Here is a 14,840-nt window from a genome sequence, read left to right on the forward strand (position 1 = left end):
AGGAGACTAACTTCTTGCAAAAGAAAAATTAAATCTCTAATTTTAGCGGCCTTTAAAGCATCCCTGAACAATCTTCAGTATTAATAATAACTTTCTACCAGCATTTTTTAAAATGGAGTCTTTATGGACAGATTCATAGGACTTTTGGGCATCGTCACAATTTTTGGCATTGCTTATCTTGTCTCGAACAATAAAAAACGAATTAATTGGCGATTGGTCGGGATGGGAATGGTGATTCAGGTTGTATTTGGAATTCTGATCATCAAAGGCAGAGAGCTTGGTGAACTTTTCGCTCCGCTGGGATGGTTTTTTCAATTGTTCCAATTGCTGGGGGCAGGAATCGTTAAGTTGCTGGGATTTACGACTGAAGGCGCGAAATTTGTTTTTGGTAATTTGGCCATAAGTCCTGGTGTGACGGACAGTCTTGGTTTTTTCTTTGTTTTCCAGGTATTGCCTACAATTATTTTCTTTTCATCGTTGATGTCGGTTTTATATTATCTAGGCCTGATGCAAAAAGTCGTTCAGGGCATGGCGTGGGTGATGGCTAAATTGATGGGAACGAGCGGAGCGGAGTCGTTGTCGAATACGGCAAATATTTTTGTCGGGCAAACGGAAGCGCCTCTGATGATTCGGCCGTTTATTAAAACAATGACGCAATCAGAATTGCTTACCATTATGGTAGGAGGCATGGCAACAATTGCCGGCGGTGTGATGGCGGCGTATATTCAAATGCTGGGCGAATCGTTTGCGACGGCGCACAATCTGCAATTGCTGGATGCTCAGATCAAATTTGCTACGCAGTTAATGGGCGCCAGTATTATGGCGGCCCCAGCCGGGCTGGCTATTTCTAAAATAATGTATCCTGAAGTGGATGAACCTGTTACCCGCGGTACGGTAAAACTGAGCGTTGAAAAAAATGCATCCAACGTTATTGAAGCGGCCGCGAGCGGTGCGTCTGACGGCGTGCAACTGGCGCTTAACGTTGCCGGTATGTTACTGGCCTTCATTGCGTTGATAGCATTATTTAATGCTATTATCGGATCTTTAGGCAATCTGGTGGGTATCGAGAATTTATCGCTGCAGATGATTTTTGGATATGTGCTTGCACCGCTTGCTTTCATTGTCGGTGTGCCATGGAATGAAGCCTTTGCTGTTGGCACTTTGTTGGGCACCAAAGTTACGCTGAATGAATTTGTCGCCTATTTGCAATTAGCCGATTTCATCAAAGATCAAACATTGAACTCTGAGAAATCGATCATGATTTCAACGTTTGCCTTGTGCGGTTTTGCTAATTTTTCGTCTATTGCAATTCAGATAGGCGGTATTGCACCGCTGGCGCCTGAAAGGCGTAAAGATATCGCTTCACTGGGCATACGTGCAGTTTTGGGAGGGATGTTGGCAACGTTGTTGACGGGAACGGTTGCCGGAATTATTTTGTAGTAATGAAAAATTTTTTTCTTACATATTGGAAAATTCTATCGGCTGTAATAGCGGCGATGCTGGTGCTTATTGTTTTTGCCGGACCGCCTTTGGCCCATATGATCATTCGTGATAAAATCGATGCAGCTCTACGTCGTATTGAGAATAAGACCCATACGACTATTTCGCTTACTTCAATTGATTTTCCTTCTGCGACGTCGATGACCTTACGTGATTTTTCGATCCGGCTGGCTTGGGATTCCAGTTATGCGGATTATGTTCCTAGCAATGAAGCCAATCCCGATTCCCTTGCGCAACTTCTCAATTTGGTCACCATTAAAAATATGATGGTTGATTTTTATTTGTTCGGATTTCTGAGCGGTAATTACATCCGGGCGGTTTCAGTTGATTCCGTTGTTGTTAACCTGTTCCGCAAAGCTGAACATTCTTATAATTTTACTTCCTTTATCGAAGGGCTCAAAGCCAAAACCGATTCGGCGGCCATGCCAACTTCCGTTTCCGACCAGAACAAAAATAAAATAGCTGATTTTATTCAGCGTTATCTGGACAAGAGATTGCCGTCAGTTGCAGTGCAGGGTATAACCCTCCGATACGTTGACTTCGATGGTTCGAGGATACACAATAAAAAAACCAAACGGATTCGCCCCACGTACGTTGCTTCTTTGAATAATGGAAGGTTGGAACTTCATGAGAGTATGTTTCGCGATGCGCAATTTGAATTAAGCGGCGAAGTTACGCAACCCGGTCAAACGAATACCTTTACAATTAATGGAACTCTCAATCACAGTCAGCACCAACTTTATGTCAACGGGCTTTTTGATGCCGGTTTTAAAATACCTTTTGTGGAAACGGTCACCGACGCCAAAATTTATCTGAAAAATTTCGATGCGCAATTGCTCAGTCTTGAAGAAAACTCAGATTACGATCGTCTTCATGCGACGCTGAATATTTACGATCTTGGTATTCATTCCGATGCTGTTGCCGATGAAAAACTGACCAATATGAGCGTTGGCTTCGATCTGAATCTGGACCTTGCCCGTGACAAGATCATTATCAATCCGCAAACACGTTTCTATCTGAATAAAATTAATTTTAATGTCGACGGTGAAATGGCTAATCTGCATGATCAACCGATGTATCAGTTTCATGTAGTGATGCCAGAAATTGCAATCAATGATTTCATGTTTTCCATTCCGACCGCGCTGAAACGTAAACTCGACGGTTTTAATGCAAAAGGCTCAATGGCCTATGCTTTTGATTTAAAAATCGATATGGCGCACCTCGACAGTATTCGTTTTGATCCTGAATTTATGCTCAGTAATGATTTCAAACTCTATAATCTTGGCGATTCGATCAATGTCCGGAAATTGCTTGATACAACCTTTTCGCACTCAGTGATTACGGAAGACGGCGACGACAGCGTGATAGTCGTCGGCAAAAGCAATAAATATTTCACTCCGCTTGACAGCATACCGCCGTATCTGGTCAAGGCAGTGCTTTTCTGCGAGGATGTTTCTTTTTTTAAAAACGACGGGTTTAATTTATTGCAGATACAAAAATCGATTGCCGACAATATTCGTTCCAAACGTTTTGCACGAGGCGCCAGCACGATTTCAATGCAATTTATCAAAAACATCTACCTGTCACGTGAAAAAACCATCTCCAGAAAATTTCAAGAATTAATTTTAACGTGGCTGATTAACCGCGAAAAAATGCTCGACAGGAACAAGATTAAAGAAAATCATAAAAAAAGATTGCTGGAAATTTACCTGAATATTATCGAGTGGGGTCCGGATGTGTACGGTATCGGCCGGGCGTCGGAATTTTATTTTAAAAAAAACCCGGTTAAACTAACCGTGCAGGAATCAGTTTTTCTGGCTACGATTATTCCCAATCCTAAAAAATACGGCCGGTATTTTGACAACGGCGTACCGAAAAATGTTCAGGTCAATCTCATGAATCTCATGGTCAAATTACTTTATGAAGACTCGGTGATCACAAAAGAGCAGATGGAAAAATTTACGCCTGTACAAGTACGTATTACCGGCGAAGCGGCCAAATATATTGATGGCTACGCAGCTGATAGCACGGATGTGTTTGACGAATTGGATCTCCCTACGAGGCAACGTCCGTAACTAAGAAAATCTATGGCACATTTTGCATCAATTTTTCTCAATGAAATTTATCAACTCAAATGGTATTGGCGCGTTCTTTTCTTTTTTGTCTTGTTATTTACAACGACTAATTTAGTTTTTTCCAAACTAGTTGCGCAATTTTTTATTGATACAAAGGACTTTCAACGAGATGGTTATCAACTGATCATTTGGATCGGACTCCTGATCATTACGTTTGCATACACATGGCTGTCATTAAAAATTCTGGATAAGCGTAAATTCAAATCGATCGGATTAGCTTTTCATAGCGAATGGAAACGGGAATTGATGTTCGGACTGTTGTTGGGAGCTATTTTTACATTATCACTTGTTTTCTTTTTATGGATTGGCCAATACGTAACTATTCAAACGACTTCCTCTGACCTAATGACGGCCGCTTCCGGTACAATCTTGTCCATTACTTTGTGGATTTGCGTGTCTTTGTTCAGCGAGCTTATTTTCCGCGGGTACATCATGCAAACGATGTCGGAAGGACTAGGCAATATCGCCGCGACGATTTTTATGTCCATTTGCTACGGCGTTTTTCAAGGATTGACTTCGCAGGGGAATATATTGCCGGTTATCAATACGGCATTGTTCGGTTTTATTTTTTGCATTATATATTTCCGGACACGTTCATTATGGATACCGGTAGGCCTCCATTTCAGTTATCAATTTATTCAAAGTTATATGTTAGGTGCGCCCGTGAGCGGAATCGTGACGACTTTTTCGTTGTTTAAAACTATCGAGGGAACACCGGAATGGATTACGGGCGGGCGCTATGGTCTCGAAGGCGGTGGCGTAGCGACAGTGCTGCTTCTGGGGTTGTTGTATTATGTGAGTCAATCCAAACAATTACGTATAACGGAAACGATGCGTAAAATAAAATACGAAGCGTTGACGACGCCGTTTTATTTGCCGAAAGCGCAACAAACCGAGCCTTCCGACTTAGGAGATTCTTCAAATTAAAAAATAAACGAGACTAACTCTTTAGTTCTATATTCAAGGACCAAAAGGAGATGATTATGAAAACGTATACATGGCTACTGACTCTTTGTTTCATCGTTGCAATAGGGTGTTCCGGTCAAAAATCGGCCGCCAAAACGGATCATCATGATGAAAAAATGGAAGAGAAAAAAGCAAAAGAAGAGTCGTTAAAGCAAATGGAGGAAGAAAAGAAAGCCAAGCAAAAAGAAGAACAAATGCTGAAAGAAGAAGTTGAAAAGAAAAAAAATCTGAGCGATAAAGACCGTCAGGAAATGAAGAATGTCAAGGAACGGCTTAAGAAAATGGGTTTGGCCGCGATGTACGTGCCGATGAAACGCGATAATGAGTTTTTTGTTTATCAGGATAATACTTTGATGCGGATCAAAGGCGATGTGGTAAGCCAAGGGATTCTGAATGCATTGAACGATATTCTCAAAAAAGAAAAAGACCGCGATAACGAGGCGGCGCATCTGATGGAAGTTTGTTCCGGTGGATTTGAAACGTGTTTTGAAAATCATTTTTACGTGTATTACATGGAGAAAAAAGAAGTCAACAAAGTTTGGACCTGCGAAAGCAAATGGTATGAAGTTGATGCGGAATGTAAATAATGACAGCAATTCAAAAGACGATTTTATTAGCAATCTCGTTATTCGGATTATTGATCCCTAACGGAATTTTTCTCTATTATGTGGCTGTCGAATTCCGTTCTCTGTCGGAAGTAATGAATAACTCTCTGGCCGTGGCATTTATGGTCGATGCATTGATGGCTACTGCATTCATTACGTTTTGGTACTCCCAAAATCCACTAGGCCGTCATTCGTGGAAACTCTTTGTAGTATTGAGTCTGATCGGAGGGCTAGGATTTTCCTTGCCGTTTTTTTACTATTTAAACAAGAAATAATTGTACCGTCACGCCGGATTTTTAAAAATAATCCGTGCGAAAATTCCCGATTAGAATTATATTGTTTGTATGAACGGCATTCAAGCCGGTTAATGGAACCGAATAACGCATAAAAGTACCAATCGGCTTAAAAACAATTGGAGTTAGAATTTATGGAATATCGCATTGAAACCGACAGTATGGGTGAAGTGAAAGTGCCGAATGATAAATATTACGGCGCTCAGACGGCGCGATCGCTCATGAATTTTAAAATTGGCGGCGACCGTTTTCCCCGCGAATTGATTCGCGCTTTAGGCGTTTTGAAAAGAGCCGCCGCGATGACCAATAAAGAACTCGGAACACTTCCGGCAGATAAAGCCGATCTGATCATTCGCGCAGCCGATGAAGTGATCGAAGGTAAACTCGATGAGCACTTTCCTCTCGTGGTTTGGCAGACGGGCAGCGGTACACAGACGAACATGAATGCCAACGAAGTTATTTCCAATCGAGCGATTGAAATGGCCGGCGGACAGCTTGGCAGCAAAAAACCTATTCATCCGAACGATGATGTCAACAAAGCACAGTCATCGAATGATACGTTTCCGACGGCGATGCACATTGCAGCTGCAGAACAAATCAAACATCGTCTGATTCCGATGGTGAAGAAATTACGTAAGACGTTGGACGATAAAGCCAAGTCTTTCAAAGATATTATTAAAATCGGCCGGACACACTTGATGGACGCCGTCCCACTGACTCTGGGTCAGGAATTTTCAGGCTACGTTCAACAATTGGATAACGATCTTAAGCGGATTGAATTTGCGTTAGACGGATTATATGACTTGGCTTTGGGCGGCACAGCGGTTGGCACGGGTCTGAATACGCATCCTGAGTTTGCTGTTAAAGCTGCTAAACATATTGCGACTATTACCAATTTACCCTTCCGTTCTGCGCCAAACAAATTTGAAGCGCTCGCGGCGCATGACGCTATTGTTTTTGCCAGCGGCGCGGCAAAGACACTTGCAGCTTCGTTCATGAAAATTGCCAACGATGTCCGATGGTTGGCATCCGGTCCGCGATGCGGAATCGGCGAAATTCATATTCCTGACAATGAGCCCGGCAGTTCCATTATGCCGGGTAAAGTCAATCCGACGCAGAGTGAAGCAATGACCATGGTCTGCGTGCAGGTGATGGGCAACGATGCTGCGATCAATTTTGCCGGGGCGTCCGGGAATTTTGAATTAAACGTATTTAAACCTGTGCTGATTTTTAATTTGCTGAACTCTGTTCGTCTGCTGGCGGATGCGTGCGATTCTTTCGATGAACATTGTGCTACCGGAATCGAACCGAATGCCGATCAGGTCAAGAAGCATTTAGACAATTCACTCATGCTGGTAACCGCGCTTAATCCCCACATCGGTTATGATAATGCCGCAAAAGTGGCCAAAAAAGCTCACGCTGAAAATATTACTTTACGCGAAGCAGCCATAAAATTAGGCCTATTGACCGGTGAAAAATTTGATGAGGTGGTTCGCCCGGAAAAAATGATCAGCCCGAAATAAATTAAAAATTCTAAAATTAAGAATTGAAACTAAACACGCGATTATAGCCGCGTGTTTTTTATTTTCCATACGCTACGATCATCTACAATTACCATAAATTCAAATTGCAAATTCGGGATAACTTTTGAATATTACCTCGCGTTACGATCATATCCATCAAAATAACCGGCGATTATAATCATCATTCTTAATAGGAGTTGTGCATGAAACGATTTTTTATGGTACTGGCAGTGTGTCTGGCGACGGCTTGCAGTAAACCTGTCGATCATGGAAATGTGAATGAAAAACAATTGGATCAGTACTTATCGCAATATGCGCCTTATCCGATGTCGTTTGATGCCAGCGGGTATAATGAAAAGGATAAAACGATTTTGAAGAAATTGGTACAAGCAGCCGATTATCTTGATACGATCTATTGGCTTCAAACATCACACTATGCGATGCATCTTCGCGATAGCCTGTCGCAAATCAAAAATAACCGTGTAGCCGATAAACTTTTGACTTTGATCAAGCGCAATGCCGGTCCTTGGGAAGCATTAAACAACGACACAACGTTTTACGGAGTTAGAAATTTTTACCCTGGTCATGAATATTATCCTTATGGAATGACGGCCGAAAAGTTTGATCAATATTTTGCGACATTGTCCGAAGATCAAAAAAGAGAATTCATGAATCCTTATACGGTCATTCGTGAAGACGGTAAAGGAGGATACAAGGCCATGCCTTATCATGAAGAATTCAAGCCTTATGTCGAAAAAATTGCGTCTCTACTCAATGAAAGCGCTGATTTATCGGACGATCCGTCCTTTGCGAAAGTGCTGCGTCTAAAAGCTCAGTCACTGCTTACCGATAATTATTACGATGCCGATGTGGCCTGGATTGATATGAATAGCTCGAAATTTGATCTTGTTTTTGGCCCGTATGAAACCTATGCCGACGGCATAAAGGGCGTTAAAGCTAACTATGAAGCGTATATTGAAATCATCGATCAGGAGGAATCGGCTAAATTAGAAGTGTATAAAAAATATCTCAAAGAGATGGAAGAGAATCTTCCGGTTCCGAATGAATACAAGTCGGTGGTCGAAGGACTGACGGCCAAATTCGTCATTGTCCGGGATATCTATCGCGCCGGAGAGGGGATTATTGCATATCAGGCGGTGGCGACCAATCTGCCCAATGATGCGGAAGTTCATGCAAAAAAAGGAACCAAGAAAACGTTTTGGAAAAATATGCTAGAAGCACGTTTCAATACGATCATTCGTCCGGTCAGCATGCGTTTGATCGATACGGCGCAAACTCAATATCTTTCCGAGCAGGGCTTTTTTCAATTTGTGGTCATGCATGAAATTTGCCATGCCGTCGGGCCGAGGGTTGTAAAAATAGGTTCCAATAAAGGCATGCCGGTGAACGCTGCCATCGGGCCTGATTATAATGCATTGGAAGAAGCCAAAGCCGACATTGCCGGGATGCATTCGCTGGTCTATCTCATGGATAAAGGCGTCATCGAAAAAGAAAAAGAAAAATATTTTTACGTTTCGTATCTTGGTACGCTGTTCCGTTCAATTCGTTTCGGTACCAATCAGGCTCACGGAAAAGCGGCTTTACTGTCATTAAACTATTTAACCCAAAAAGGCGCGGTTCGTTACGATGAATCAGGCAAACGCTGGTCGGTTGAATTCAGTAAGATGCGTGCCGGCGCAAAGGATCTGGCCGCTGACCTGGTAAAACTTTTAGGCGACGGCGATACGAAAAAAGTTCAAGCGTTTTTCGATCAATGGACTTATACTTCTCCGCAACTGCAAACAAGCCTCGATGCTGTCAAAGACATTGCGGTAGATGTTTTACCGACTTATTCGATTAAATGGGATTAATGAAACCGGTTAGACCAATGGCACATAATACGTTCTACAATGAATTCGATATGGAATTGGTTCATCCTGATGAGCCGCGGTCGCAGCACGTGCGCACGGCATTTCAGCAGGATCGCGACCGGATTATTTATACGTCGTCGTTTCGCCGGTTGCAGGCCAAAACGCAGGTCTTTTTTTCCGGCGAATATGATTTCTATCGTACGCGACTGACGCACTCCATCGAAGTCGCTCAGATCGGGCGCTCCATTTGCAACTATCTTAAACATGAAAGCGATTTTCTTGATGAGAATTGCTTTATCGATTCCGATTTGGTTGAAGCCATATGCCTGGCGCACGATATCGGGCATCCGCCGTTCGGGCATGCCGGGGAAGCGACGATCAATCAATTAATGGAATCGTACGGCGGATTTGAGGGCAATGCTCAGACTTTGCGCATTATTACGGAGTCCATTTATTCGGGAGAAAACGGACGCGAAGGGATGAATCCCACGCGGGCGTTTGTCGATGGCGTCATGAAATACAAGAAACTCTATTCTGAAATGAAAACTGACGGGCGCCCGCCAAAGAATCATTTTTTATATGATGAACAGCAAAGCTATCTCAGTTTTATTTTTTCAGATTCATCCGTGCCTGCGCTATTAAAACCGCAGCTGAATAAATTTCGCAGTATTGAATGTCAGATTATGGATTGGGCGGACGATACGGCATACTCGCTCAACGATCTGGTTGATGGGATTACCTCAGGGCTCATTACTATCGAAAAGGTCGAAAAATGGGCGCAGGAAAAAAATCTGACCGGGGATCGCGCACGAAATATTGCAGATCTGGCTCAAGCCGTCAAGACACGTAAACTCAGCAGGGTTTTCAGCCGTAAGATCGGCGAGTTTATCAAAGCCTGTCGCCTCGTTGAAGATCATAATTTTATGAGCGCGCGTACAAAACGGTATGCCTACCGGCTTGATATTCAACCGGAAGTGCGGGAAGAATCGGATTTGTACGGTGCTATTTCAAGAGAACTGGTTTTCTGGTCACCTCAGATTTATCAGTTGGAATATAAAGCGGATTATATGATTCGTAAACTTTTTCAGTCGTTTGCCGAACATTATCTCGTAAATCCTGACTCCAATACCGTCCTTCTGCCAAGTCACACTGAAAAAAATGTTCGCGCCGAAAAAGATATTCGTAAACGTGCCCGTCTTATTTGCGATTACATCGCCGGTATGACTGACGGCTTTGCCGTTCGCACCTATAAACGTCTTTTCGACCCTGACTTCGGTTCCATAATGGACTTGATATGATGCCCCTCATTATGCCGCAGTATAAGATAATACAGTAGAATCTTTCTATCCAATCCCGACAAGTCCGGATTCTCACCGTGAGAAATGTTCAATACGTACAAAAAAAATACGGTTGAATCTTTCGATCCAACCGTATTGGTTCTCACTATAAGAAAGGGGAAAGGGAGGGCAGAGTAGTTACGCCGGTTGAGTCGGCGTATTTTTTTTTGCGAAAGGCTCAACTTCAGCAAGCAAATCCTTCATGCGAATCGGCTTTAAGAGAACTTTATTGATTCCCAGTTTTTCGACCCGATCGCTGCATTCCAAAACCGTCAACTCCGCCGAGGCTGTAAGGAGAAGTATCGGAATATCACTCGAACGTTTTCTCAATTCTTCAATCAATTCCCAACCGGACATCCTGGGCATAGCCAGATCGGTGAGTACCATATCCACCGGCGATTCATCGAATATTTTGAGAGCTTCAAAAGCATTCGATGCACTGATCACTTCGTAATTGGCCGTTTTGAGCATCAATCCAATCGTCATACCTGATGCATCGTCATCATCAACGACCAGAATACGGACTAAATTTTTGTTTTCAAAGTTGGTTTGCGAAATCCGCCCCATGTCCGGGCCATGCACACCATTTCCCTCAACGGGTAACTTCATTTTAAGCAAGGTTACAGAGTTACAGAAATGAATAAAAATTGAAAAGTGAGAATCGAAAAGTTCATAATATACCGATAACAAAACATAGCAATGGATATGCCCACATATATATGCTGCATTCGCATTGAAAATAAAGTATTTAAATTACTTAAAATTGCGTCTTGTCAAAATAATGACGTCAAATTATTGACGATTGTCTTTATTTTGACGTATTGCAAAATTAAGAAGAGCTATCTTATTTTGATTTTCTTATGTTTTCCACTTCAGCAGTTCATCGATAGTGGAGGTTGAAACGGCATGATACGTCGGACGAGCTTTAGTGTAGATTCTTTTGGCCATTTGCAGCCCGTCTTGCGTTTCGGCCAATTTTTGATACAAAGGTTTCAAAAATTTCCGACGTCCCATAGTTGTCAGAAAAGATTCCAATTGCGGATAACCAGCTTCATACTTATTAACGATAACGTGATTCAGCCATTCAAAAATAATTTCTGAATTGCCGGTTTTTGAAAATTTAAACGCCGCATCGAGTTCATCCATTTGTGAACGTGTCATCGTTTTGGGCAAGTTCCTGAGAAAATGTCTCCACTCGGCTGTCGACCAGTTGGCTGTCGTTAATTCCTTGGCGGGTTTGCCTTTTGTCCAATTCTGCACCTGTTCTTCTACTTTCGCAAATGCATTCGATTGCGGTTTCGGAAAATTATCCGGCAAGCCCGTTTGATACACCCATTCATCGATGCGGATTTTCTTTTCTAATTCCTGATCGCCTTTGATCAATTCGGCACGCAGATAGGCGACAAATTTTTTAGTGGTCATCGACTGAAATGCAAACGTGTTGAAATATTTTTTGAGGAACTGATCAAATTGCTCGCGTCCGACGGTTTCTTCGATCAACCGCAGAAAGGAATATCCTTTCTCGTAGGCAATATCGGATCCGGCTTCATCGGGACTGCGTCCGTGCAGATTGATCTGAAGCCGCGTATCGGCGCTGTCAGGACCGAATTCTTTAATTTGTTCCAGCAACTCATGTTCGCCTAATTTTGCTTCCATTTCGGCAAACTCTTTCCCAAATACAACTTCGTCGATTCGGCGTTCAAAATAGCAGGTAAATCCTTCGTTGAGCCAGAAATCGTTCCATGTAGCATTCGTTACCAAATTACCCGACCACGAATGTGCCAGTTCATGAGCCACCAAAGACACGAGCGAGCGGTCGCCGGCGAGGATCGTCGGCGTGGCGAACGTGAGGCGTGGATTTTCCATGCCGCCGAATGGAAAACTCGGCGGGAGCACGATCAGATCATAACGCCCCCAACGGTAAGCGCCGTATAAACTTTCAGCGGCTTCGATCATTTTTTCCGTGTCACCCAATTCATACGCGGCGCGTGCCATCACGGACGGCTCCGTATACACGCCGCTTCGTTTCCCAAGCGATTGAAACCGGAGATCGCCGACCGCGAGTGCGAGAAGATAAGCCGGAATAGGATTGGTCATTTTGAATGTGTATAGGCCTTGGTCGTTTTTTACCGTATCGTTTTCAGCGCTCATCACGGCCCAGAGTTCTTTGGGGCATTCGACTTTCGCCGTATACGTCATGCGAATTCCGGGACTGTCCTGGCATGGCACCCATGTGCGCGCCAAAATCGCCTGCGACTGCGTAAAAAGAAACGGATGTTTTTTACCCGCCGTCTGAGCCGGCTCTAACCATTGCAAAGCGTCCGCTTCCGCGCCCGTGCTGTAATAAACGTTGACCAGATCCGTCGTCGATTCTATGTCCACGGTCAATTCCTGGCCATGATCTGGGACAGGATTACCCATTTGAAAAGCGGTCGTTTTTTCTTCCTTGCCTAACGTAATTTTATGAATGGTCAGTCCGCGCGTATCAAGATGTAATTGATGGAAATTGTTTTTGTTCTTGATCGAAAGAGCGGCTTTGCCGGTGAGTTCTTTTTTAACGAAATCGACTTTTATGTCCAAATCAAGGTGCGTGACGACCACTTCTTCAGGACGGGCAAACGAATGTTCATCATGATCCATAAGCTCCGGCTCGATTGCAGAGGAACAGGATATCCATAACATAATACTTGGAAGGAGTAACAGTTTTTTCATGACAATTCCTTGAATAGAAGTTGGGAAAAGCGCTCTGAAAGCGCGGTTTCAGGCCATAATGTTGATTTTTTGAACAGCGGCAAGTTAGGGTTTGCTTCTGAATTACGCAAGAGAATTAACGGGTCAAAATCTTTGATCAATGCTCAGGAAAAAAATCCGTCATTGAGTTTCTTTTCCTGAAAGGATACCTTTTACGTACCAATGACCAATGTCATAGTTCAATCGGCAAAAACATGCGATATTAGCTGATTGAAAATTGGCAATTGAAAATTGACAATTAGAAACCGGAGGTTGTTATGTTCGATCCGAAATACCCATTCACCTGCGTCGATCGTTTTTTGAAATACGTTAAATACGATACGCAATCCGACGATGAATCCACCACATTTCCCAGCACGGCCAAACAAAAAATCCTATCCCGCGATCTGGCGAAAGATCTCAAAAAAATGGGATTGAAAGACGCCGCCATGGATAAATGGGGATACGTGATGGCGACCCTGCCGTCGAATACGAAGAAAAAAGTTTCCCCGATCGCTTTCATTGCCCACGTCGACACATCGCCGGCCGTGACGGGCGCGAAAGTCAAACCGATCATACACAAAAATTATCAAGGCGGAGATATACCGCTTCCTAAAGATCCACACCAAATCATTGAAGCCAAAAATAATCCCGATCTGCAAAATATGATCGGATACGATATCATTACGGCCGACGGCACGACCTTGCTTGGGGCGGATAACAAAGCCGGTGTTGCGGAGATCATGGACGCGGTCAACTATCTGCTCAAACATCCGGAAATCAAACACGGCCCCATTAAAATATGCTTCACGCCGGATGAAGAAGTCGGACGCGGCACGGAGAAAATCAATCTGAAAAAGCTCGGCGCGAAGTACGCCTATACGGTGGACGGACAAAGCCGGGGAGAAGTCGAGACGGAGACCTTCAGCGCCGACATGATGATCGTCAAATTTCACGGTAAAAACATTCATCCCGGTTATGCCAAAAACAAAATGGTCAATGCCGTCAAAGTCGCCGCGCGATTTATCGAAAGCCTTCCCAAAGATCATCTTTCACCGGAAACGACCGAAGGCAAAGAAGGATTCGTCCATTGTGTATCGTTTACAGCCAATGAAGAATTAGCGACGTTAAAATTCATCATCCGCGATTTTGTCACGGAGAAACTCAAAGATCACGAAGGAGTCGTGAAAGATCTGGCCGAAAAAGCGGCGATGCAATTTCCCGGCGCCCGCGCCGAATGCGAAGCGAAAGAACAATACCGCAATATGAAATATATCTTGGATAAACATCCTGAAGTCGGGGAAAATGCCATCGAAGCCATGAAGCGGCTGAATATCGAGCCCATTTTGAGTCCGATCCGCGGCGGTACCGACGGTTCGCGCCTTTCCTTCATGGGATTGCCGTGCCCCAATATTTTTGCCGGCGAACACAGCTTTCATTCGAAGTTGGAATGGGTTGCCGTGCAGGATATGGAGATGGCGGTGCGTGTGATCGTGACGATTGCACAGATTTGGGAAGAACGGGCTTAAGCCAAAATCCAAATTAATCTATATTGTTGTCCTGCTCAGCCTTTGTACGGTGCGGAGGACCTTGCTTCAGTCTTTACACAAAAATCGTGTATTCAAAATACACATTTTTTGTGTATTGCGCAACGGCCGTTACACTGAATGGGTGAGGATGTTGAATTGTCATTCCCGCGTACGCGGGAATCCAGAGCGATCAATGCATGTCCTCAGCCGATGTCATTCCCATGAAAACGGGAATCCAGAGTAATCCACTTTCTTTTGGCACCGCGCCAAAAGAAAGTTGCAAAGAAAAGCGCTGCGGCTGCGACAAAACGCCTGAATCCGAGTTCGCTTGCATGAGGCGGAAAATAGTTC

The 14,840-nt window shown here is 43.7% G+C and carries 11 protein-coding genes; 9 read left to right on the top strand and 2 right to left on the bottom strand.

The genetic code is table 11. The features are described 5' to 3' along the window. Window positions 1-123 precede the first annotated feature (123 nt). From K1X84_07410 to dgt, 8 genes are all read left to right on the top strand, one after another. Complete coding sequence (locus tag K1X84_07410) at window positions 124-1,440, top strand: NupC/NupG family nucleoside CNT transporter (protein ID MBX7151451.1); 1,317 nt, start codon at window positions 124-126, stop codon at window positions 1,438-1,440. 2 nt (window positions 1,441-1,442) lie between these two features. Next, on the top strand, window positions 1,443-3,575 hold the full coding sequence (locus K1X84_07415; protein ID MBX7151452.1) for a transglycosylase domain-containing protein: 2,133 nt from the start codon (window positions 1,443-1,445) through the stop codon (window positions 3,573-3,575). A 12-nt stretch (window positions 3,576-3,587) separates the two neighbouring features. Then, window positions 3,588-4,562: a CPBP family intramembrane metalloprotease gene (locus K1X84_07420; GenBank protein MBX7151453.1), complete on the top strand. Its 975-nt coding sequence runs from the start codon at window positions 3,588-3,590 to the stop codon at window positions 4,560-4,562. A 56-nt stretch (window positions 4,563-4,618) separates the two neighbouring features. Beyond that, complete coding sequence (locus K1X84_07425) at window positions 4,619-5,188, top strand: hypothetical protein (protein ID MBX7151454.1); 570 nt, start codon at window positions 4,619-4,621, stop codon at window positions 5,186-5,188. Next, a complete protein-coding gene (locus K1X84_07430) occupies window positions 5,188-5,481 on the top strand; it encodes a hypothetical protein (GenBank protein ID MBX7151455.1) in 294 nt (97 codons plus the stop codon). Before K1X84_07425 ends, K1X84_07430 begins: the two co-directional genes overlap by 1 nt. A gap of 152 nt (window positions 5,482-5,633) precedes the next feature. After that, window positions 5,634-7,022 carry a class II fumarate hydratase gene (fumC, locus tag K1X84_07435; protein MBX7151456.1) on the top strand — a complete coding sequence of 463 codons (1,389 nt, stop codon included), beginning with the start codon at window positions 5,634-5,636 and terminating at the stop codon, window positions 7,020-7,022. Between the two features lie 203 nt (window positions 7,023-7,225). After that, window positions 7,226-8,893 (top strand): hypothetical protein, encoded by a 1,668-nt coding sequence (locus K1X84_07440; GenBank protein MBX7151457.1) that lies wholly within the window; start codon window positions 7,226-7,228, stop codon window positions 8,891-8,893. A gap of 17 nt (window positions 8,894-8,910) precedes the next feature. Beyond that, a complete protein-coding gene (dgt, locus tag K1X84_07445; GenBank protein MBX7151458.1) occupies window positions 8,911-10,191 on the top strand; it encodes a dNTP triphosphohydrolase in 1,281 nt (426 codons plus the stop codon). A 177-nt stretch (window positions 10,192-10,368) separates the two neighbouring features. On the opposite strand, the gene K1X84_07450 is transcribed toward dgt, so the two are convergent. Together K1X84_07450 and K1X84_07455 are read right to left on the bottom strand one after the other, a co-directional pair. After that, a complete protein-coding gene (locus K1X84_07450; GenBank protein ID MBX7151459.1) occupies window positions 10,369-10,839 on the bottom strand; it encodes a response regulator in 471 nt (156 codons plus the stop codon). A 249-nt stretch (window positions 10,840-11,088) separates the two neighbouring features. Continuing rightward, a complete protein-coding gene (locus K1X84_07455; GenBank protein MBX7151460.1) occupies window positions 11,089-12,942 on the bottom strand; it encodes a M1 family metallopeptidase in 1,854 nt (617 codons plus the stop codon). 296 nt (window positions 12,943-13,238) lie between these two features. On the opposite strand from K1X84_07455, the gene pepT reads away from it, so the two are divergent. After that, complete coding sequence (gene pepT / locus K1X84_07460; GenBank protein ID MBX7151461.1) at window positions 13,239-14,489, top strand: peptidase T; 1,251 nt, start codon at window positions 13,239-13,241, stop codon at window positions 14,487-14,489. The last annotated feature ends 351 nt before the right edge of the window (window positions 14,490-14,840 follow it).

This window comes from bacterium, from assembly GCA_019695335.1.
Taxonomy (GTDB): Bacteria; CLD3; CLD3; order SB21; family SB21; genus JABWBZ01.